Origin of the sequence: Bdellovibrio svalbardensis (genome assembly GCF_029531655.1) — a bacterium.
Classification (GTDB): domain Bacteria; phylum Bdellovibrionota; class Bdellovibrionia; order Bdellovibrionales; family Bdellovibrionaceae; genus Bdellovibrio; species Bdellovibrio svalbardensis.
Window position 1 is genome coordinate 155,313 of sequence record NZ_JANRMI010000004.1, and the last position, 20,965, is coordinate 176,277.

A 20,965-nucleotide genomic window follows, 5' to 3' on the forward strand; every position below is an offset into this window, starting at 1 on the left:
TAGATGAAACGACAAGGGAAGTTTTCACCCGGTTTTACTCTGATTGAGGTCATGATCACCATTACGATTCTGGGAACACTCACCGTTTTGGCAGCGCAAGCTATTCAACAGGCCATCAAAGCCAAAGGTAAACTTCAATCGCAGATCGACGATGTTTCCCGCATGCGTGATGCCGTTCGCCTGATGGAACGGGATATTAACTTGGCCTATCATTACCGCGATATTGAGAAGGAAATGCAGGCCTTGGTTAAAAAACAAGCCAGCTCTTCCACCACCAATCCTCCACCTGGTGGAGTCGTTCCTCAAACTGATCCCTATGATCCAACGGGTGGAATTTCCGCCATCGGCCCCAATGGCGAACAGCGTGAGGTTCCTCGCGTGGACCCTGTCACCAATCTGGTTGGCACCAACGAAACTTTAAACTTCGTCACCATGAACAATGCGCGCACGGTGAAAAACACCAAGCAAGCGGACTTCGTTGAAGTGGGTTATGCGCTGAAAGAGTGTAAGAGCCTGCGCGAAGACCGCGGCAACTCCAAGTGCCTTTGGCGTCGAAGTACTCCTTATGTGGATCTCGATGTCACAAAAGGTGGCGACGAAGTTGTCCTGATGGAAAATGTCTCGGAGTTTAAGCTTCGCTATATCGGAAAAGGCAAACAGGACTGGGTGAATGATTGGCGCACCGACGCTCAAGGTGACGGAGCAACGAAGGGCAAATTCCCTCAAGCCGTTGAAATCTCAGTCACCGTGAACAAAAAAGAAGGAACAAAAAACAAAAAATACTCTATGCAAGTGGTCGTTCCTATCCACTTCCCTAACAACCCTGAGGAGAACGCAAATGGTCAAGGCACTGGTCAAGGTATGCCGACTTCGTTTGGCCTCCCCACTAAATAAGCCATTAAACAACAACCGCGGCATTGCCCTCATGGTGGCCATCGCCTGCGTGATGATGATCATGTATTTTGCGATGGAAGTTTCCTATGACGCCAACGTTGAATATCTTGTGAACTCTCAAGGTTTGAATCGAGTTAAAGCTTACTATGCAGCCAAGTCCGGTATGCAGCTCAGCCTTCTTAGAATTAAAATCTACCAACAAGCACAGGATAAATTTGGAGCTCAATTGGGCGCCAACAATGCCATGCTCGATCAAATCTGGCAGTTTCCTTTTGCCTGGCCTTTACCAATTCCCGATGAGATGAGCGTGGTCGACAAAGACAGCTTCAAAAAACTCGTCAAAGATTCTTCGATGGATGCCAGCTATATTGTGACCATCGAAGATGAAGGCTCTAAAATCGACATCAACGATTTAAACTCCCCTTCAAAAACTTTGCAGGAAATCACAAAAACTCAGCTTTTGAATATTTTCGAACAAAAAAAGAAATCCGACGAAGAATTCGCCCGCAAGTATAGCAATGTCCGCTTCGAGGAGCTAATCAACACGATCGCCGACTGGGGCAGTTCAAAAAGCCAGTCTTTGAATGGTGGCGACAAAAGATCGCGTTTTTCTGAATTAAATCAAGAATCGCAAAGCGACAGTTACCCGCCCAATCGTGCCTTCCGCAGTCTTGCTGAAATGCATATGGTTCCTGGAATGACCGATGAGTTTTATGATCTTCTGGCTTCCCGAGTGACCATTTATGGAATGAAGGGCATCAATCCCAATATTGCCAGCAAAGAAGTCTTAAAATCTTTGGACCCAGGTATGACCGACGAAGCCGTCAGCGCGATCATCAAACGCCGCAACGATGCGAACGAAGGGGGACCTTTTAAAAATGCCGAGGACTTCTGGGCCTTCGTGCAACAGAAAGGTGTTCGCACCGAAGGAAAAACCGATCTGGTTCCTTTGATTTTTGAGTCGGTATTCAATTTTAAAATTCGCAGTACCGGAGAGTTCGCAGGAGCGACACGCGAAATCACTGCCATTGTCATGGACTTCAACAAGACAGCAGCTAAAATCAAAACTTATACTGACAAAGACAAAAAAGATGCCGGTGGCGCACCTCCCCCTGGATCTGGCGGCGGCACGGGCGCAAAATCAGGCACTAAAATTCCATTGGCAAAAGGACCTCCGCGCATCGTCTACTGGAATGAACGCTAACAGCCAAAGGTCCAGTTGAAATTCACGTCTTCAAAGAATGACCTTTGGCTGCTTAAAGAATTGTACATAAATCAAAAGACATCCTATACTTAGACCATCATCGCGTTATGCTTCTTGTTCACGGAGGAACTGAAAGAATATGGTGAGATTATGTCGAAGTCGCTAGGTATAGACATCGGTTCCAGCAGTATCAAAGTTGTCGAAATGCAGTCGACGTCAAAAGGCTTTCAAGTAAGCCATTTCTTCGAGCACCCTCTCAGCAACAAATTAGGCAGCGATCAAGAGCTCGAGGTCATTGAGTATCTTCGCGACCTCACATCGAAGTATGACGACTCAACTCGTTTCATTGTTGGTCTTCGTCAAGATCGCGTTGCTATTCGCAATAAATTTTTTCCCTTCAATGATCGCATCAAAATCTTTAAGAGTTTGGCTTTCGAGCTGGAGGAAGATCTTCCGTTTTCTTCTGACAATGCCATCTTCGACGCAAAAATTATTCGTACAGTCGGAGGCGGAGCAGAAGTTCTTGCCTGTGCTGCTCCGAAAACGCATGTGCAAGCCTGCATTCAGCGCGCTCAAGATTCAGGCTTTGAGCCCTTCTTAGTTTCTCTTGAAGGCACAGCTCTCGCGAATGTTTTTGAAAAGTGGAACGAAGCTCCCCCTGCACTTGTGGCTCCGGCTCCTGTTTTCGAAGACATGGAAAGACCCGTTCGCCATGTTCAACTTATTTTGAATATGGGCCACACGCGCACGATCGTGAGCGCCTTTGAAGGACACTCGTTGATCGGCGTTCGTTCGATTCTTTGGGGTGGAAAAAATATCGCGGAAGCAATCGCCAAGAAATACGAAATCCCTTATGTTGAGGCTCTTAAAGAGTTGCAGACCAAGGCCTTCATTCTTACGAATAAACAAGGTGCAACTTTTGACCAAGTGACTTTCTCTGAAACCATCGGAAAAAGTGTTCGTGAGCTTGCCCGCGATTTGCAACTTTCTATTCTGGAGTTCAAAGGTGAATTCAATGTGCAAATCGACAGCATTGGTTTGACTGGCGGCACATCGCAAATTCAAAATCTGGGTCCCTTCTTGACTCAGATTCTTGAAGCCCCGGTGAATCGCATTCCAACTTTGGATCAAATTCCGAATGTCATGTTCGAGCGCACTCAGCAAGTATCTGCCAAGGCCGGAGTTGCTTTGGGTCTTGCAATTGAAGGCTTTAAAAAGCCTCGCAATCCTCCGATGAACTTTATGCGTGGTGAATTCGCTCGCGAAAATCACCAAATGAAGATGTTCTGGGAAAAATGGGGTCACACATTCAAAGTCGCTACGGCCGCCCTGGTGGTTCTGTTTGTTTACGCTTCATTGCGTTCCGACTTTGCGTTGAGCCTGACTGAAAGAACTCAAGATGTTCTGAAAAGCCAAGCCAAGAGTGTTGCAAACCTTAAAGGTAAAAACGCTTCGGAAGCAGGAATCAAAAAATATATCCGCGAAAATAAAAAGCGTGCTTCGGACCTTAAGACTTTGGCCAGCGTTGCCAATATGAATTCAGCGATGGATGTTCTTAAGAAAGTCAGCGATGCCACTCCTCCAAAGGGGGCAGTGACACTTGATGTTCACAGTTTGAACGTTCAGGATTCTCGCGTGACGATGGAAGGCTATGTGAGCTCTCCGCAAGAAATGAGTCTTCTGCAGAAGTCTTTGACCAATATCACGACTGATGGACAAGTGAAGACCGAGAGAAGTTCTTTAGGGACTCTACCAGGCCGCACTTCTTTCTCTTTTAGCTTCAATGTTGACCGTGGAATCCAAAAGGTGACTCGATGAATTTAGACGATCTTAAAGATAAATTTGCTACGGAAGGCCGCGCCACTTGGGAAAGAATCCAAGAAAGCGATGCCTACAATCAACTTCGCGATCGTTATGAAAACCTGTCCCCGTCCATGCAAAAGGTGACTTTGTTTGGCGGCATCGCTGCGGTTGCCTTGCTCATCCTTTCAGTTCCCTATGGACACCTCACCCAGAGTTCTGAGTCTGTTGGCGAATTCGAAGGCAAGCGCATGACCATTCGCGAACTTCTTAAAGTCAGCCGTGAATCTGCCGATGTTCCTAATATTCAACCGGCGCCATCGATCGACATGCTTCGTGCAAACATCGACAATCAAATTAAAATGGCGAATCTTTTGCCCGAACAAATTAAAGGCACCCAGGATTCCCAAAACAATTCACAGCTTATCCCTGCAAACCTGACTGAGGGCGCCTTGGACATCCGACTTGAGAAGTTGAACCTTCGCCAAGTGATGGACATGGGTTATAAGTTTCAAAGCATCAATCCCAGCGTTAAGATGAAAGACATGGTGATTACAGCCAACCGTGCTGACAACCGCTATTTCGACGTTGTCTATAAATTGGTAGCTCTTGCCGTCCCGTCAGCCCCAGAACCTACCTTGGAAGAACCTCCTTCTAAGCTCAAAGGCCGCTTTAAGAAACAAGGATCGGAAGAATAGTCATGGAGAACATCACTCAGTTTTTTAAGCTCCTAAAAGAAAACAAAGGGAAACTCTTTGTCGCTTTCTTTTCAGCGATTGTTTTCCTTTTCATTCTTTTTCCTTTTGATGACTTGAGTGATTTGATTTCCTCGCAGGTTTCCAAACTTTCAAACAATTCGGTCTATGTGACATTTGACCGTTTGAAAATGAGCCTCTTCCCCACTCCAGGCGTGAAGATGGATCAAGTTTATATTGAATCTATCCGCACACCGGCTCTTTCCGCCTCTGAACTGACGATCACACCTTCTGTCAGTGGCTTGATTCAGCAAAAGCCTTACGGCCATGTTGCAGCTAAAGGTTTACTCAAAGGTGATGTGGATTTAAATGTCGGCAAAGGCACTCGCAGCGACAATGGCGTCGAAAGACAGCGCATTGAAGTCAGCGCAAAAAAGATCTCTTTGCATGATTTGCGTGAACTGGCAAATTTGCCGGTTCTTCTGAAGGGTCAGTTGAATTTGCAAACAACGGCCTTGGCTGACCTCACTTTCCAAGAACAACCGGACGTGGATGTCGATCTGACGATTAATCAGTTCGAGCTTCCGCCTTCAAACGTCAACACTCCAATGGGCCCATTGACTCTTCCTGATTTGAAACTCACGACAGTGGAACTTAAAGGTCGCTTGGCAGCAGGTCGCTTCATCATTGAAACGGGCACGATTGGTAAGCCGGGCGACGAACTTCAAGGAACTATTAAAGGTAATATCGGCATCAATATCATCAATCGCGGTGGTGGCTTTACTCACCAAATCGGCGCTTACACATTTGATATCGATCTAAAAGCTAAGAAGAGTTTTCAAGATCGGGCCGCTTTATTCCTGAGCTTTATTGATGGCTTCAAAAGCCCTACCACTGAGGGTTCCCAGTACAAATTCAAGGTTTCAGCGACCAATCCGATGATGCCACCAAGTATTGGCGCTGCCCGTTAATTCCCGCCCCTAACACTTCGCATCAGTATCCGAAAATTAGCCATCCTTCAGACCCCTTGTGAGTTGATTAGAACAAGGGGTGTGCTTAATTATTGCTCACCTTTTCCTCAATTAAATTAGAGTCCGAAGTCTTTATTGACTTCACTCTTAAACTGACCAAAAACCAAGTGGTCAAATCCGGAGGGAAAATGTCTGTTAATAAAGTGATTATCGTAGGTCGTTTGGGTGCTGATCCTGAAGTTAAAGCTATCGGCAGCGGAAGCACTGTAGCTCGCTTGAATATCGCCACTTCTGAGTCTTGGGTTAAAGATGGCCAAAGACAAGAAAAGACAGAATGGCACCGTGTAACTGTTTGGGGCAAACTTGCAGAAATCTGCGGTAAGCACCTTGCAAAAGGTCGCCAAGTTTATGTTGAAGGCAAATTGCAAACTCGCCAGTGGGAAGACCAACAAGGCGCTAAACGCTATTCTACTGAAATCGTAGCAAGCACTGTTCAGTTCTTGGGCGCTGCAAACGGCGAAAGATCTACATCGAACAGCCAATCTTCTGGTGGTGGCGATGATTTCAATTTCAACGATTTCGGACCTGAACCTAGCTTCAACTCGAACGACGAAATTCCGTTCTAACTAATTCTCCCGTAAAATCGGGAAATAGACTTGTCTACTCCGGCGGAGCCGGAGTGCAGACAGTAGTCTGGCAAAGCCAGACTAGGGCCCTGAAGTTTTCGGGGCCTTTTCATTTTTGCCTCTAACCCCCTATAATAAAAGGGTTATGAAGAGCATCTTTGTTTTATCTCTTACTATTATCTTCTTAAGCGGTTGTTCACTCTACAAGTCTGAAGGACGTAAAGAGTTCGAATCCAATGCCCCTGGCAAAGTCAAAACCTCGTCCACAGAGATTTTTCAACTCAAAGGCTGCAAAAAAGAAAGCTCTTTAGAATCTTGGTTCAATGCAGAGTTCCCGGCTGCTTCTTACGAACTTGTTGTCGCTGAAAATGATCTGGAAGTTTGGCGCACCACTCATCCTGGGACCGTCGAAGTCAAAGCCATTCAAAAAACTGAAACATCAACTCAGTCCTGCCTTTATGAATTTTCTACGAAGGCCGTATGGGACGGATACAAAGAGCAATTTATTCGCGAACTAGAAAACAACCTGATGACACAAGATTAGGGATCGACGCATTTGAAAAGCATCATCTTCGCTATCAGTCTTATTCTTTTTATCCACGGTACGAGCTTCGCAGCTTCTGTGACTCAAGTTAAAAATCAAAAAGTTCTGATCAATCTTGAGGGCGATGACGTCCTTGAGGGAGATGAATTTTTCCTACTCAACCCTGCCGGCAAAAAAACCGCCATCATTCGTGTAAAGCAAGTTAAGAATGGAAAAGCTCTTGCGGATATCTTAAAGGGAAAAGCCGATGTGGGTTTCACACTCCAGGCAAAAGCCTCTTCGGCGGCTGGTGCTGCGGCCGTGGCCCGATCCGCAGAAGCAGAAGCCACCTCGGAGCCGGCAATAAAAGAAGAAGCACCAAGCAAAGCCAATCGCGATACCGGATACCTTCGCAATTTAAAAGACTCTTATGGTCTTCTTGGTGAATACATCATGAATACCATGAATGTGAATGTAAAGAACACGGCCACAACTCCCGCCTTGACGGATACCCCTGTACTCAAAGGCACCAGCTTTGGAGTTGGCGGCTTTTATGATTACATCGCAACGCCAGATATCGCCATACAAGTGGCCGCCTTCCTTGAACAAATCCAAGCTTCAGGCACAGCCACCATTCCCGGCTGTTCTGGTGGTACAAGCACTGATTGTAACGTCAATATCACTTACGGCAGTCTTTATGGCATGGGGAAATACTATCTCACCCAAAACCGCTATCGCATCTGGGCTGGCGTTGGAGGGGGCTTCTTGTTGGCTCTTTCAAAATCAGCGACAGCTTTGAATGAATCACAAATTGCGACAAATCAAATCGTCACGTTCTCGGTGGGCACCGATATTCAAATGGGTCGCAAGAACTATATTCCAGTAAGTTTGCAATACAACTACTTCCCGCCATCTGACACCGTGAAAGCCAGCTCCATCGTGATCAAAGCGGGCTGGGCGTGGAATCAGAAATAAGCAATTAGGCCGGAAGCCAAATCACAAAACGTGTCTTGGCATGATTACTATCCAAGTAGAATTTTCCGCCATGCCCGTGGATAATTCCCGTCGAAATACTTAACCCCAAGCCCATCCCCTTACCGACTTCTTTCGTGGTAAAGAATGGCTGCATGATCTTTTCACGCAGCTCCGGGGACACGCCCGATCCAGAATCTGTCACACTGACCTCAACGCCATCGCTCACTCGCTTGGCTTCGACGGCCACAATGCGCGTAGCTTCCCCAGAAACTGCATCATAGGCATTGTTCAATAGATTTAGAATAACCTGCGAAATCTGATAAGGGCGGCATTTGATCTGCAGATTCGGCTCAATATTCGCAAGCAAAGAGATTTCGTTGTTCTTAAACTTCTCTTGGCAAATCGCGAGTGTATCATCAATGATCAAATCAATATTCACAACCTCATCATCCCCGCCATGAGACTCTCTTGCATATGTTCGCAGGCCCCGGATGATTTTTGCAATACGCTGAACAGTGGCTTCGATAGAATCCATTCTGCGATTCAACTCGACATCTCCGCCCAAACCTTTTTGCGCCAAATTTTTTCTCAGCACACTGACATAACCGGAAATAATCGTTAACGGATTATTAATCTCATGGGCAACGCCTGCCGCCATCTCACCTAGTGAAGCCAGGCGCGAAGACGTTTTGATCATTTTCTCTTGCTCCTGCAAAAGTTTCTCGCGTTGCTTCTTTTGAGTGACATCCTCAAAGATCGCCATGTAACCCGCAATCCGGCCTTGATCATCTTTAACCTGACTGAATGAAGCTACAGTCGCAATTCTTTTCCCACTTTTAGTGATCAAAGTTCTTTCCTGAGCATCGTGGTACCCCAGCTCAAAATGCGCCTCGGCAAATGCCCGCGGAGTTTCCAACCGCCGAGCCAGTCTTTCTTCCAACTTACCACGCACCGCGAGCACTTCCTCGCGATCCACAAAGAAATGTGTTTCACGTCCAACCAATTCTTCAGCAGAGTAACCCAAAACCTTCAGGGCTGAAGCGTTCACGTCACGAATCCTTAAATCCGAATCTGTCGATATCACCAATAGCGAGATGCTATTGCGACCTGCATTTTGCCATTCCAAAGTCTCTCGAACTTTGCGCTCCGCCTCTTTACTTCTTTGATAGAAGCGAACCGCGATCGAAAGCAAAATCGAAATCGTCACACCAAACAGCAAAACAAAGGCTGGCACCACGGAAGCATTTGCGCGGATCAACTCCAACTTCGGAGTCAAAACAAGTTCCCAATCAACTTTTAAATTTTGATAGCGAGTGTGATAAGTCCAATCCCGACTGTAGACACTGTCTGGCTTGCCAGTTGAGATCAGCTCCGATCCATCTTCCAAAATCGTCAAATCATAGCCCGGAATATTCGCAATACGTTCAAAGAACGGCTTCCCAGCCAGTGCCACCGAGACCATCCCGAAAAATACATCGTCGCGATAGATCGGAGAAAATAAAATAATTCCCCGCCCACCTGACTTCAGCTCAACACTGGGGGAAACCGCAGAAGTCCGACTCCGCATCACGGTTTCAACAGTTTGTCTTACACTTGGTTCAAGCAAAATATTTAAATTCAAAACAAGCTGGCCGTGATTATTCTTAGGAAAAACCCAGCGTGTGACAAAATCAGCATCGACCCAAGTTATCCGTCTCAGTCCATTAAAATCTTGAACAAAACTTTCAGCATCCAATTCCCACATTTCAAGATTTTTGTATCTCTTGAGGGCGAATCGATGCGCCATATTTTCCAAAGAAGTCACCAGAGGATAAAAAGAATTATCAATATTTGTTTTTAGAGCATCGGCGCGAATTGAAGTGATCCGACGATTTCTGTCAAAATCTTTAACCACCAGCAGCTGCCAAATCAGCAAAGAAGTTAAAATCCCCACGAAGAGCATGTAGAAAGGAACGAAATATCCAATGGGAGGATTGTCTTGGCGAATTTTCGCACGCACTTTTAACAGCAATGACAGCGATAAAAAAATGAAGCAAATCGCCGTATGAATGGCCATTCGAGAAAAATTACCCCAGCCATATTCAGAGCTGAAGCGCAGGAAGTATCCACAAAAACCGATGAGACCCAACCCAAAGGCAAGACTGGCGCAGGTCGCACGAACATACTGACAGACAGAGGTTTGCTTATTGAAAAACAAACCCACCGCAATCACCATCATGCTAATCGCGGTGCTGGCTGACATACGCCCCCCGACGACCACTCCAGAACCTTCAAAAGGTTTCAAAAAAAGAGTGTCAATTCCCAGATCTATCCCCAGCGGGTATTGAATGAAAACCAAAAATGCGAAAACAAAAACTGAAATCGCCAGCACTCGGCCCGTCTTAATATATCCATAATCAGACAGAAACAAACCTATTGCGATGAATAGAAAAGAGATGGCGGTATTAATGACCATTGGTGCAAAGCTGGGATGAATCTGAACCAAAAATGGATCCTGAAGAATCCATCCCACCACCACTGACGCCGCGACGATCAACACCAGCAGTGCCAGGAGAGAGTGAAAACGAGATGAAATTTTAGTGAATGACACGTGATACACCGATAATGCCTTTGATCTTCTGAATCTCGTAAATCGCCTGATTCAGTTGGCCAGCATCTCGTACGCTCACCTCGAAATTACAAACTGCTTTTTTATCTTTGGTTGTGCGAATTTGGGCCGACTGGATATTGATACCTTGCTGCGCAAAGGCCTCTGACATCAACTTCAAAAGACCCGGCACGTCCTGGGAAATGATTTTCAAACGAACGATGCGTTCCTGGCCTTCACTTGCCTGCTTCACATTCCAATTCACATCTACTTTGCGTAGTTGATCGAATTCGAAAGCTTTGCGGCAGTCACTGCGATGAATGGTAATGCCACGACCACGGCTGATAAAGCCCACGATCGAGTCCCCAGGAATTGGATGACAGCACTTTGCATAATGCACAAGAACGTCGTCCATTCCATCAACACTGATAAGTGAATTGCTTTTTTTGGTCTTTTGCGTCGCCGCCTTAAAGACCTTTTCCATGAAGGTGGAATCTTCGGTTTTTGCCGATTCTTTCGCGATAGCCTCAGGCGACACTCTTTCAACCAGCACTCTGGTCTCAAGCTTGCCATAACCAACAGTCACATAAAGTTCTTCAGTGTCTTTGATTCCGTGATCCTTGAGGTACTGCTCATAGTGAGCCCCTTTAAGATGCTTGACGGCAGCCATACCAAATTTACGGAACTCTTTTTCAACCAGCTCTTTACCAAGCAAGACCGCTCTGCGACGTTGTTCTTCTTTGACGAAGGCGCGAATCTTCGCTTTTGCTTTATTGGTAACGACAAACTTCAGCCAATCTTTCGATGGCTGTTGGGTTTTTGAACTTACAATTTCCACGGTATCGCCGTTTTGCAGCTGATGTTTCAGTGGAACCATCTTGCCGTTAACACGAGCTCCAACGCATTTATTTCCTAAATCCGTATGAACTGCGTAAGCAAAGTCGACAGGTGTTGCGCCCTCTGGGAATTCACGCACATCTCCATTCGGAGTGAAGACGTAAATTTCAGATTCAAACAAGTCCGTTTTAACGGTGTCTAAAAACTCGTCGGAGTTGCGCGTTTGCTGATGCAGGTTTACCAAATCGCGAAGCCAGTTGGCCTGCTGCAGATCTGAAGTGTCCTCCATCTTGCCGCGCTCTTTGTACTTCCAGTGAGCCGCGATCCCGCGCTCGGCAACCAAGTTCATCTCTTGAGTACGAATCTGGATTTCGATGCGCTCCCCGCCAGGCCCAATCACCGTCGTATGAAGTGATTGATAGTTATTGGCTTTCGGCATGGCGATGAAATCTTTAAATCTTCCAGGAATTGGTTTCCAGAGTGAATGCACCAACCCCAAAGCGGCATAACACTCAGCCAAGGTGTCTACCAAGACACGGAAAGCCAGAACGTCGTAAACCTGATCGTAATCAATGTTACGCGACTGCATCTTTCGGTAGATTGACCATAAATGCTTCGATCGACCGAAAACTTCTGATTTGAATCCGGCCTTATTGAGCTCTTTGGAAATTTTTGATTTTACATCGTCGATGTAGCGACTTTGTTCGGCTTCGGTCTTTTTAACATGTTGAACTAGCGAGTAATACATCTCGGGGCGATAGTAACGGAAGCACAGGTCTTCCAATTCAATCTTCCAAGAGCTGATACCCATACGACCTGCAAGCGGACAATAAATCTCGAGCGTTTCAAGTGCGATGCGCTCTTGTTTATCGAACGGCATAAAGTTCATGGTGCGCATATTGTGCAGACGATCTGCCAACTTCACCAGAACGACACGAACGTCTTTTCCCATGGCCACGATCATCTTGCGAATGTTCTCGCCCTGCTTTTCGTGACTGTTTTTGAATTTCATTTGACCGATCTTGGTAACACCATCAACCAAGTGAGCGATCACATCACCGAATTCATTTCGAATATCTTCAAGTGTTGCATGAGTGTCTTCAACCGTGTCATGTAAAAGACCGGTTGCTATCGTGTCTAAGTCCAAACGGAGATCAGCAAGAATGGCAGCGACTGAAAGAGGATGAGAAATATAAGGCTCACCACTTCGACGAATTTGCCCTTCGTGCGCCTTCTCTGAGAAGTAATAGGCTTTTTCAATAACTTTGAGATCCGCGTTCGGCCAAAAGCTACGAATGCGATTAAGAAGGTCGTCGACTGTTTTGACGGGCTTGGTGTTTGCTCCGTCCTCTTTCAGAAATTCTACCATATCTCATAAGCATACCTGAGGAGAGAGGACAGCTCCAACAGAAAGACTTGAAATTTCTTAGTATTTTTAAGGCTTTAGACCTTAGTCATGGTGTTTATGAAGAGACGGGATTTGGGGAGTATTTGGGAGGATCCAGAAGTGGTGGGATCTACTCCGTTGTCGAATAACTTTGTTTTTCTATGGAGCGGCTGGCTCCAACGGCAGTTCTGAGAGAGTACTCTCAGAACTCCTAGGTAGCTGGGGAGTTACGTCCCCTGCCCGAGTCAAAAAGACTATTTGTTCAGGTCTTTTTCGATTTGTTTTAGAGCTTCTTGGTTATCAAGATGTTCAGCATAACCAACGTTACCGATAGCAACTTCACGAAGTGCGCTAACGATGTATTTGTTGCTTCTAGTTGAAACAGTAGCTTCAGCACCTTTAAGAAGTTGCTTCGCTCTTTTAGCGACCATCAAAACAAGAGCAAATCTGTTAGGAACTTTTTCCAAGCAATCTTCAACGGTTACACGAGCCATTCTTGTCTCCTAGAATAGATACAATTAGAACACTTTGCACTCCGGCTCCGCCGGAGTGTCCAGGGGGTTAAAGTACTCTTAACCTAGCAATTTTTCAATGATTTTTTTAAATTCGGCATAGGAATGCTCGAAGTTATCGTTCACGATCTGGTAATCGAATTTAGAAGCCTCTCGCAGCTCCTTTTCCGCATTTGCCATACGAACTTCAATATCAGCAGGCATCACCCCGTCACGCTTCTCAATGCGACGGCGCAACTCGTCAATTGACGGCGGCAGGATAAAAATGGTCTTAGCATCGGGATATTTCGATTTGAAGGTCTGAACGCCCTGGATGTCGATATCCATAATGGCGCATTTCCCTACTTTCCAGGCGTTTTCCAAGGATTCATAGGAAGTCCCGTAAAAGTTAGTGTGAACCTTAGCCCACTCTACAAAGAAGTTTTCAGAGATCTTCTTTTGGAAGTCTTCGTGGTTAATGAAGTTATACTGAAGACCGTTGCTTTCACCCTTGCGGATGGAACGTGTCGTAAAAGTAACGATGTCCACCAAGCGATCATTATCCCTGGTGATTCTTTCGACAAAACTACTTTTTCCCGCACCGCTTGGGGCTGCGACGATAATCATACGCGTTTTCACGTTATTGCATTCTCATCATTATTGCACGTTTTGAACCTGTTCTCTAAGTCTCTCAATAAGGGTTTTAGCTTCTACCACGGCTTGAGTGATCTTGGCTACTTGAGACTTTGACCCAATAGTATTCACTTCGCGGAGCAGCTCTTGGGTGTAAAAATCCAACTTTTTTCCTTCCGCTGACTGGGAAGAAACAAGCTGACGGTAGTTTTTAATATGCTCACTCAAACGAGAAAGTTCTTCGTTGATATCCGCTTTTTCCAACTGAATCACGATTTCTTGAGACAAGCGTGTTGGATCTATCTCATTGCCCTTAAGACGAGCACGGATTTTTTGTTCAAACTTATCTTGAAGTTGTGCATTAGCTTCTTCACGTAAGCTTGTGATGGCTTTGACTTGTTTCTCTAAAGAAATCAACAAGCCCTCAAGATCTTTACGCAAAGCTTTGCCTTCGCGAATGCGCTCTTTATCGCAGTTCTTGCAGGCTTCCGCGAAAGCCTTCTTCAAGATTTTCTCTTCGCCTGCAAACAACTCATAACTGTCTTCAATTTTAATAATCTCTGGAAGACGAGCCATCGCTTCAAGATGCACATTAAACGGGACACCCAATTCTTTAGACAAATGCTTATAAGCCGCCAGGTATTTTTTTGCGAGAGCATCGTTCACCGTCATTTTAGACTTCCCGCCCGCGTTCTTCACACGACGAGAAACAAAGACATCAACCGTTCCACGCAACAAAGAGGCACCGAGTATTTTTTTAAGATCTGATTCGAAAGCAACAAACTCACGCGGAAGATGAAAGCGAGTTTCGAGAAAACGGCCATTCACCGAACGAATACTAACTTCGACCGTGACGTCTTTTGATTGAGCTCTTGCGTTGCCGTAACCTGTCATGCTTTTCATATTTTTACATTCTCCGTGTGCGTTCAATGAGGGTCAAGTTTTGAGAAATTTCTCGACCAGAGATCGCGCCTCTGTATAACCCGAACTCCCGTCAAACCAATGAATCTCTTTATCTCTTTGAAACCATGTTCTTTGTCTTTTAGCCAATTGAGCAGTATTAATCGAAAGCTCCTCAAGTAACTCAGTTTCCGTCAATTCACCATGTAGGAACTGAATGGCTTCTTTATAGCCAACACTGCTCATCGGGGCCCAAGATTCCAAACCTTCGTCGAGGAGTTGGCGCACCTCTGCGATCAAACCTCGATCCAGCATAATTTGACAGCGCTGCCGAATGCGCGCCCTTAGAACTTCCCGATCCCAAGTCGGCCCCAACTTTAAAAGTGGGTAGGGAAATTCAACTCGCTGATCTTCAAACTCTTTTTGAATTTGCGTAACACTTTTACCCTGACTGCGAATCATCTCAATCGCCCGACCAATGCGATAGTGATCGGACAGATGAATCTTTGCCGCATATTCTGGATCGGCCTGAGTCAACTCGCGATGAAGCTTTTCAGCCCCACCTTGTTCAGCAATTTCCTTTTCCACCTGTTCTTTCAACTCGGGGGAAACTTTGGTGACAGGATACATGCCCTTTTCAATGGCCATAAAATAGAAACCTGTACCACCCACGACAAACACCGGCGTGCCTTCGGGGATCCGCTCCATGCATGCAAAGAAATCACGTGCGTAGTTTCCCGCCGTCATTTCCTCTGGAGGAGAGATATAGTCCAACAGATAATGCGGCACCAGGGCTTGCTCTTCTTTCGAAGGCTTGGCCGAACCAATATCCAACTTTTTATAGAGCTGAACAGAGTCGCAGTTAATGATGACGCCTTTGAACTCTTGCGCAAGCTTCAACGCCCACTCGGATTTCCCAGTGGCCGTTGCTCCAACGACAAAGATCACAGGCTTATTCTTTTTCATCATCAAACAATTCGACCAAAATCTTTTTCCAATTTATAGAACGGATACTCGACACTCACCGGACGCCCATGAGGGCAGAAACTTGAAAGTGGGAACTGATCCATTTCACGAAGAAGATTCTTCATCTGATCCACACTCAAAGCTTGCCCCGCACGGACCACTGAGTGGCAGGCCATGGTGGCGCAAATATCGCCCACGGCTCGTTCCAAAGAATAACTTCCACCCTGCTCAACAACTTCGCCAGCCATGCGGTCCAGGACATTTCCCAGAATAGTGTCTTTAATAAATAAAGGGGCTGATTTCACACCCACAGTGCCTGGCCCCAACGCTTCGATAAAGACACCGAGACGCTCGATCTCTTTAGACAGGGTCAAAATCGCTTCGACTTTTTCCGGAGACATATCAATTGCCAGCGGGAACAGGAAATCTTGAATATCAATTTTTCCACCCTTCCAGGCACTCATCAGTCTTTCAAATGCGACGCGCTCGTGGGCGGCGTGCTGATCAACGAAAACGATCTTCTCGCGATTCTGGGTCACGATATAAGTTAAATTCGCCTGCCCCAAAACTTCCAGGGAAGACCAATACCCCCGTGCTTCGGGAACTTCAGAAGAATTTGAAGTCTGAGGGCCTGCAAAATCCTGACGGGATTCCGCCGCTTGCGCCAAAGTTTGATAGTCAATTTTGGGCTGATTCACAGTCGTTGGGAATGAAAAATCTTTTTTCTGGAATTGGGTCACACTCAAACTTGCGTCTTCAAAAGAAAGATTCTCTTTGGGCATCGCCGGCATTTGCTTCGCAAAATTCGGAAGACCTTCTGTCGACTTAAAGTTCGAATTAAAATCATTGGCCTGAAATTCTGCTGACAGATGGGAGTTCACACCGCTATTCGCTGCAGCCCCCGCCGTTTTTGGGATCCACGGAGCTTGCTCTAACGTTGAACGCAAAGCACCCGCCACCGCTCTAAATGCCAAAGAAGGGTTTTGAAATTTCACTTGTGATTTTGTCGGATGAATATTCACGTCAACGCAGTCGGGATCGACTTCAACCCAAACAGCAGCAATCGGATACTCGCCGTGCATAAGAAGACTGCGATAAGCTTCATTCACGGCCGCTTGCAAACTGCGATCCTGAATCCAACGATTCTGCGCAAACATCCAAATATTACGAGCTGTTTTGGCGACGTTATGGGGATCCGCAAAAACCGCGTAGGCCTTCACATTTTCCCTCACAGCTTCGCCCTCATACATGGGCTTAATCTCAAGAATTTGTTCAACACGATCTTTGCGTGATTTACAAGCGGGCCAGAAGTTCACCAACTTGCCATTTTCCTGAATGCGGAATTCGACATCAAAATGCGATAAGGCCATCGCTTTCAAAGTGGTTTTGATGGCTGTATTTTCAGCCGCATCAGATTTCAAAAACTTCAAGCGCGCCGGAGTGTTTTCAAAAAGATTCTCCATCAAGATTGTTGTCCCTTGGGAACCACCAACCTTGTCGATCTCACTTTTCTTACCATACTCACTGACCAACTGATGAGCCTGCTCGTCACCTTCACGGCGTGATGTCAGCGTGATTTTGCTGACTGACGCAATACTGGCCAAGGCTTCGCCACGGAATCCAAAAGTTTTTAACTTCCAAAGATCATCTGTTTTTGAAATTTTGCTGGTTGCAAATCGCTCTAAAGATTTAGGCAAGTCTTCCGGAGACATCCCCTTGCCATTGTCGATGACTTTAACAATGCGTCCGCCATCAAAGAACTCCACATGCACTCGCGTTGCTTTCGCATCGATGCTGTTTTCAACAAGTTCTTTAACCAAATGGGCTGGCCGCTCAACCACCTCGCCGGCAGCGATTTGGTCGACAACTTCTGGAGATAAAACGTGGATATCAGACATAATTCAGCGACTCTGCATCAGCCACTCTGCTCTGTCAAAAGGTGCTGCAAACAGAGCCCGCAAAAGGTGCCAGGCACCTTTTGCTTCACTCGCCGCGTTATGGACTATTCTGGTTTTGGGCAGGGGCCAAATGCCTGGCACTTGAGAAGCTGTGTACGCAACTCTCTGACTTCACTCATATTGAAATCCAACTCTTGGTCAAATCCGTGCTTTACGCCACCAGCATGGGAAACAAAAATAAACGGAAATGCATTTTGGAAATTTTCTGCCGTGAATTGTTCGTCAGTGTAAGAGGTGAATCTGATTTTCGAGGTGAACTTGGTCAGATTCCACATGAAGCGATCTCTTTGAACTTTGGCTTTATCCAAGCCGCTGCCATAGTTCTTCCAACACTTCACTTCTTCAACAAGAACGACTTTGCGAGTTTGCTTTTCCAGGATCACAAGATCCAACTCACCCAGGGTTTCACCACCGATATCATACTCGATGCCACCGGTAATATCATAAGCTGACTCCGGATAGGTCACTCGCGCTTTGAGGATTGCCAGCTGTTCACAGACAGCCCCATCGGGCTCATAATTGACTTTGGAATTTTGAAGTGCAGCAAAGGCCGCCTGCAAATCGCCTGCAAATGAAGACGCAGAAACAAAAACTAAACTAAGAATAAGTGTAAAACGTAAAATCATGGAAAACTTGTGCCCGAGTCGTCAGATCTTGTCGACCAAAAAAAAGGGGGATAAAAGGTGCCTGGCACCTTTTGCTTCACTCGCCGCGTTGAATTAAAACTCCCAGCCGAGATTCACGCCCAGGCCATAGTATTTATTTTTTTCCCAATAGTAGCGGGCGTCTGTGCGCACTGAAACTCTGCCAATGCGATAGCCGACACCGACATCAAAGAGAATACCCAGCGCCATATCGTCAGCGGAGTACTCACTCACCGTCGAACCATTTGTCAGATGAAGGTCAAAATGCGAATAGCGCCAGGTCGGACCGAAGCCATAGTAAAACAACATCGACTTGCTGACAGAACTGACTGTTTGTAAAAGAAAATTCGCATTAACGATAAAGCCGCCAGCACTTTGCCCCGTGAGGTCTTGATAGTAACTGGGAGCGCCGCTATGAAATAAAATCTCTGCATCGGTGTAAATTTCACCGCTAAAAATTGTATTGTAGCCGTTCCACTTCAGACCATAGAAAAGAGTCCCAGCGGAGCGCTCGTCGCCCATGGTGTCTTCTGTATAATTCAAATACTCGGCCACCGGCCCCCAATAGCGAGTCGCAAAAAACGGACGCTTTTTACTCTCTAACGCTTGCTGCTCTTTCAGCTTTTCAACTTCGGCCTGGGTTTCCGGAGTTACCTTAAAGACTCCTGGATGAATATCAGAATCAACGATCCACCCCACAGTCCCCGGTTTGACACGAATCTTATAGAAAGGGCCTTTTTTGGCTTTGGAAATGCTGTAGACGGATCCCATCGGGACTACGGTTATAATCGGAGAATCAAAATCAGGATCCTGATAAACTTGAGCTTCATCGCCAACGACGGTTCCCTGCTGAGCTTGTGCCCAGACAAAGACCGGAAATAAGAGCGTAACGAAGAGGAGTGAGACTCCTCTATTTAAAACGCATGAGCCAAACACGATAGAACGCCTCGATCACAATTTTCATGGACATTTTACTTTGACCAACGCGACGATCTTCAAACACGATCGGAGACTCTGCTCCTTTGAAACCTTTTTTCAAAGCCTTGTATTTAAGTTCAATTTGAAAGCTGTAGCCATTGGACTCCACTGTCGAAAGATCGATGCCATGAAGAACTTCCTTCTTCCACGCATTGAAGCCGCCTGTCCAGTCGTTCAACGGAAAACCTAAAATCAAACGAGAATAAATCCCGCCACCACGAGAAATAATCTTACGCATAAGACCCCAGTTCACGGTTCTGCCACCTTCGACATAACGAGAACCCACCGCAAAATCATTGGCCTGCATAGTCTTAATCAAAGGTCCGAGATCTTCCGGGCGGTGAGAAAAATCCGCATCCATTTCAACCAAGGCGTCAAAACCATGATCCATACCCCAGCGAAATCCGGCGATATAAGCTTTTCCCAACCCCTGTTTTCCAGGGCGAGAGAGAAGATGTAACTGCGGAAGGGATTTTTGCATCTCTCGAACGATTGCACCCGTGCCATCCGGAGAATTGTCATCCACAACCAGGATTTCAACTCCCAGGTTTTGCGCCAAAATAGCCGGCACAATTGTTTGCACATTTTCTTTCTCATTATAGGTAGGAACAATGACCAATGTTTTCATGGCTCTAAAGTGTCATAAACAGCACAGCAAGGCAATAACTAGCTGCCGGGCCAACCCCGCAGAATCACGACTTTAAGGGCTTAAAATGAAGCCAATTTTAGATGGAGCGAGAAACCAGGCGACCTTTTTCTTTTGTAGCCAGGGCTTTTGATTTTTCCGCCGAAATTGCGGGCAAATTTAATGGTTTTGCCAATAAATATTTTGGATCTTGCTTGCGCAGATCCAATTGCAGCTTCACCTTGGCAGAAGCTGCCTCCGGGTCCTTAACATAAAGAATCGGATCGAAACCGCAGGTTCTGCAAACAACCGCCAATCTCCAGCGAATCTGCACGAACACTTCTGAAATCGCCAAACATATAACGAAAACGATGATCGCGCGGGGATCGAATTCCTGCCAGATCGCGAACATCAAAACAACGCTAGCCATTAAGCTCGCAAAGATATTCATCACAGAAATATTTTTCTTGCGATAAATGCGGCGAGGGCTTTTACAGAAGGCGCAGTAGCAATTGGATTTGGCTTTAAATAACATCTCTTTTAGTTTGCCAGTCACCTGGTCCAGAAAGAAAGATCAATTTTTGAAAAATGACAAAGCCTTGCTAGAATCAAGAAATGACATACAAAAACTCAGTAAAAGTTGTGTTGGCGAGCCTTTTTCTACTCATCACTCCGACCATGGTCTGGGCCGCTGCCGGCAAGGACTACGAGGAAGTCAGCTACGACGACCTTCTGAACGAACTGACATCTAAAAAACAAAAGCTTCAACATGAAAACAATACTGCTGACAATCCCCGTCTGCATGTGGGCATTGGTTACGCAAACTCCTTCTCGAACATCTCAACAGGTGGCGAAAAGTTCAGCCGCCATGCCACAGGCATCCAACTGAATGCAGGAACAGATTTGATTTCGCCAGAGTGGTATGCTGAAGGCATCTTTAGAAACTACGGCACGAACTCGAACGGTTCTGAGGATTTTTCTTTGCGCGAACTTGAAGGAAAAATTGGCTACACCAACCTCTTGCAAAATGTCTGGCACTATACAATCAGCACCGGCGTTTCCAACCGTTTCATGAAGTTCTCGGATTCAACTCGTAACATCAGTGTTGATGAGTCCACTCCTTCTCTGGTTATTTCATCTGGAATCCTGGCGCAAGTTCACAAGAATCTTTCGATTGGCGCCGAGGTCAGTGGCCGCACATCCATGGTCAACCGTTCTGCAGATCAGAACTCATTTGACTTTGCATTTCGCCTCAACACATCTCTATAATG

At 46.1% G+C, this 20,965-nt stretch carries 20 protein-coding genes; 9 read left to right on the forward strand and 11 right to left on the reverse strand.

The genetic code is table 11. The annotated features are described in order from the left end of the window. The first annotated feature begins 3 nt into the window (after window positions 1–3). From NWE73_RS13755 to NWE73_RS13790, 8 genes are all read left to right on the forward strand, one after another. Window positions 4–894 carry a type II secretion system protein GspJ gene (locus tag NWE73_RS13755; RefSeq protein ID WP_277578916.1) on the forward strand — a complete coding sequence of 297 codons (891 nt, stop codon included), beginning with the start codon at window positions 4–6 and terminating at the stop codon, window positions 892–894. Further along, complete coding sequence (locus NWE73_RS13760) at window positions 839–2,098, forward strand: type II secretion system minor pseudopilin (RefSeq protein WP_277578917.1); 1,260 nt, start codon at window positions 839–841, stop codon at window positions 2,096–2,098. The genes NWE73_RS13755 and NWE73_RS13760 overlap by 56 nt, the downstream gene beginning before the upstream one ends. Before the next feature lie 150 nt (window positions 2,099–2,248). Beyond that, entirely contained in the window at window positions 2,249–3,916 is a 1,668-nt protein-coding gene (gene pilM / locus NWE73_RS13765) for a pilus assembly protein PilM (RefSeq protein ID WP_277578918.1), read from the forward strand. Then, window positions 3,913–4,596 carry a hypothetical protein gene (locus tag NWE73_RS13770; RefSeq protein ID WP_277578919.1) on the forward strand — a complete coding sequence of 228 codons (684 nt, stop codon included), beginning with the start codon at window positions 3,913–3,915 and terminating at the stop codon, window positions 4,594–4,596. Before pilM ends, NWE73_RS13770 begins: the two co-directional genes overlap by 4 nt. Before the next feature lie 2 nt (window positions 4,597–4,598). After that, the gene (gene gspN / locus NWE73_RS13775; RefSeq protein ID WP_277578920.1) at window positions 4,599–5,564 is read left to right on the forward strand and encodes a type II secretion system protein GspN; all 966 of its coding nucleotides are present in this window, start codon (window positions 4,599–4,601) and stop codon (window positions 5,562–5,564) included. A gap of 188 nt (window positions 5,565–5,752) precedes the next feature. After that, on the forward strand, window positions 5,753–6,190 hold the full coding sequence (locus tag NWE73_RS13780) for a single-stranded DNA-binding protein (RefSeq protein ID WP_277578921.1): 438 nt from the start codon (window positions 5,753–5,755) through the stop codon (window positions 6,188–6,190). Window positions 6,191–6,335: 145 nt separating this feature from the next. Next, window positions 6,336–6,734, forward strand: a complete 399-nt coding sequence (locus NWE73_RS13785; protein ID WP_277578922.1) for a hypothetical protein — start codon at window positions 6,336–6,338, stop codon at window positions 6,732–6,734. Window positions 6,735–6,746: 12 nt separating this feature from the next. Then, window positions 6,747–7,688, forward strand: a complete 942-nt coding sequence (locus NWE73_RS13790; RefSeq protein ID WP_277578923.1) for a hypothetical protein — start codon at window positions 6,747–6,749, stop codon at window positions 7,686–7,688. Window positions 7,689–7,692: 4 nt separating this feature from the next. Here the strand turns inward: NWE73_RS13790 and NWE73_RS13795 are convergent, their stop codons facing one another. The 11 genes from NWE73_RS13795 to NWE73_RS13845 form a co-directional block, all read right to left on the reverse strand. Further along, window positions 7,693–10,278 carry an ATP-binding protein gene (locus tag NWE73_RS13795; RefSeq protein ID WP_277578924.1) on the reverse strand — a complete coding sequence of 862 codons (2,586 nt, stop codon included), beginning with the start codon at window positions 10,276–10,278 and terminating at the stop codon, window positions 7,693–7,695. Continuing rightward, window positions 10,265–12,481: a RelA/SpoT family protein gene (locus NWE73_RS13800; protein WP_277578925.1), complete on the reverse strand. Its 2,217-nt coding sequence runs from the start codon at window positions 12,479–12,481 to the stop codon at window positions 10,265–10,267. The genes NWE73_RS13795 and NWE73_RS13800 overlap by 14 nt, the downstream gene beginning before the upstream one ends. 272 nt (window positions 12,482–12,753) lie before the next feature. Continuing rightward, window positions 12,754–12,993: a DNA-directed RNA polymerase subunit omega gene (rpoZ, locus tag NWE73_RS13805; RefSeq protein WP_277578926.1), complete on the reverse strand. Its 240-nt coding sequence runs from the start codon at window positions 12,991–12,993 to the stop codon at window positions 12,754–12,756. A gap of 78 nt (window positions 12,994–13,071) precedes the next feature. After that, on the reverse strand, window positions 13,072–13,617 hold the full coding sequence (gene gmk, locus NWE73_RS13810; protein ID WP_277578927.1) for a guanylate kinase: 546 nt from the start codon (window positions 13,615–13,617) through the stop codon (window positions 13,072–13,074). Window positions 13,618–13,647: 30 nt separating this feature from the next. Next, complete coding sequence (locus NWE73_RS13815; RefSeq protein ID WP_277578928.1) at window positions 13,648–14,526, reverse strand: YicC/YloC family endoribonuclease; 879 nt, start codon at window positions 14,524–14,526, stop codon at window positions 13,648–13,650. Between the two features lie 33 nt (window positions 14,527–14,559). After that, window positions 14,560–15,489 (reverse strand): tRNA (adenosine(37)-N6)-dimethylallyltransferase MiaA, encoded by a 930-nt coding sequence (gene miaA, locus NWE73_RS13820; RefSeq protein WP_277578929.1) that lies wholly within the window; start codon window positions 15,487–15,489, stop codon window positions 14,560–14,562. A gap of 2 nt (window positions 15,490–15,491) precedes the next feature. After that, a complete protein-coding gene (gene mutL / locus NWE73_RS13825) occupies window positions 15,492–17,387 on the reverse strand; it encodes a DNA mismatch repair endonuclease MutL (protein ID WP_277578930.1) in 1,896 nt (631 codons plus the stop codon). A 104-nt stretch (window positions 17,388–17,491) separates the two neighbouring features. Then, entirely contained in the window at window positions 17,492–18,073 is a 582-nt protein-coding gene (locus NWE73_RS13830) for a hypothetical protein (RefSeq protein WP_277578931.1), read from the reverse strand. Window positions 18,074–18,166: 93 nt separating this feature from the next. Further along, a complete protein-coding gene (locus tag NWE73_RS13835) occupies window positions 18,167–19,027 on the reverse strand; it encodes an SH3 domain-containing protein (RefSeq protein WP_277578932.1) in 861 nt (286 codons plus the stop codon). Further along, window positions 19,002–19,697: a polyprenol monophosphomannose synthase gene (locus NWE73_RS13840; RefSeq protein WP_277578933.1), complete on the reverse strand. Its 696-nt coding sequence runs from the start codon at window positions 19,695–19,697 to the stop codon at window positions 19,002–19,004. The genes NWE73_RS13835 and NWE73_RS13840 overlap by 26 nt, the downstream gene beginning before the upstream one ends. 97 nt (window positions 19,698–19,794) lie before the next feature. Next, window positions 19,795–20,250: a hypothetical protein gene (locus NWE73_RS13845; RefSeq protein WP_277578934.1), complete on the reverse strand. Its 456-nt coding sequence runs from the start codon at window positions 20,248–20,250 to the stop codon at window positions 19,795–19,797. 59 nt (window positions 20,251–20,309) lie between these two features. On the opposite strand from NWE73_RS13845, the gene NWE73_RS13850 reads away from it, so the two are divergent. After that, window positions 20,310–20,963, forward strand: coding sequence for a hypothetical protein (locus NWE73_RS13850; RefSeq protein WP_277578935.1), 654 nt, complete (start codon window positions 20,310–20,312; stop codon window positions 20,961–20,963). Window positions 20,964–20,965 lie beyond the last annotated feature (2 nt).

Excerpts from the sequence above, each read along its gene's own strand:
- NWE73_RS13850 (WP_277578935.1), top strand. The coding sequence starts at position 20,310 with ATGACATACAAAAACTCAGTAAAAGTTGTGTTGGCGAGCCTTTTTCTA.
- NWE73_RS13785 (WP_277578922.1), top strand. The coding sequence starts at position 6,336 with ATGAAGAGCATCTTTGTTTTATCTCTTACTATTATCTTCTTAAGCGGT.
- NWE73_RS13770 (WP_277578919.1), top strand. The coding sequence starts at position 3,913 with ATGAATTTAGACGATCTTAAAGATAAATTTGCTACGGAAGGCCGCGCC.
- pilM (WP_277578918.1), top strand. The coding sequence starts at position 2,249 with ATGTCGAAGTCGCTAGGTATAGACATCGGTTCCAGCAGTATCAAAGTT.
- gmk (WP_277578927.1), bottom strand. The coding sequence starts at position 13,617 with ATGATTATCGTCGCAGCCCCAAGCGGTGCGGGAAAAAGTAGTTTTGTC.
- gspN (WP_277578920.1), top strand. The coding sequence starts at position 4,599 with ATGGAGAACATCACTCAGTTTTTTAAGCTCCTAAAAGAAAACAAAGGG.
- NWE73_RS13760 (WP_277578917.1), top strand. The coding sequence starts at position 839 with ATGGTCAAGGCACTGGTCAAGGTATGCCGACTTCGTTTGGCCTCCCCA.
- NWE73_RS13755 (WP_277578916.1), top strand. The coding sequence starts at position 4 with ATGAAACGACAAGGGAAGTTTTCACCCGGTTTTACTCTGATTGAGGTC.
- rpoZ (WP_277578926.1), bottom strand. The coding sequence starts at position 12,993 with ATGGCTCGTGTAACCGTTGAAGATTGCTTGGAAAAAGTTCCTAACAGA.
- NWE73_RS13780 (WP_277578921.1), top strand. The coding sequence starts at position 5,753 with ATGTCTGTTAATAAAGTGATTATCGTAGGTCGTTTGGGTGCTGATCCT.
- NWE73_RS13840 (WP_277578933.1), bottom strand. The coding sequence starts at position 19,697 with ATGAAAACATTGGTCATTGTTCCTACCTATAATGAGAAAGAAAATGTG.
- miaA (WP_277578929.1), bottom strand. The coding sequence starts at position 15,489 with ATGAAAAAGAATAAGCCTGTGATCTTTGTCGTTGGAGCAACGGCCACT.
- mutL (WP_277578930.1), bottom strand. The coding sequence starts at position 17,387 with ATGTCTGATATCCACGTTTTATCTCCAGAAGTTGTCGACCAAATCGCT.
- NWE73_RS13830 (WP_277578931.1), bottom strand. The coding sequence starts at position 18,073 with ATGATTTTACGTTTTACACTTATTCTTAGTTTAGTTTTTGTTTCTGCG.
- NWE73_RS13815 (WP_277578928.1), bottom strand. The coding sequence starts at position 14,526 with ATGAAAAGCATGACAGGTTACGGCAACGCAAGAGCTCAATCAAAAGAC.
- NWE73_RS13800 (WP_277578925.1), bottom strand. The coding sequence starts at position 12,481 with ATGGTAGAATTTCTGAAAGAGGACGGAGCAAACACCAAGCCCGTCAAA.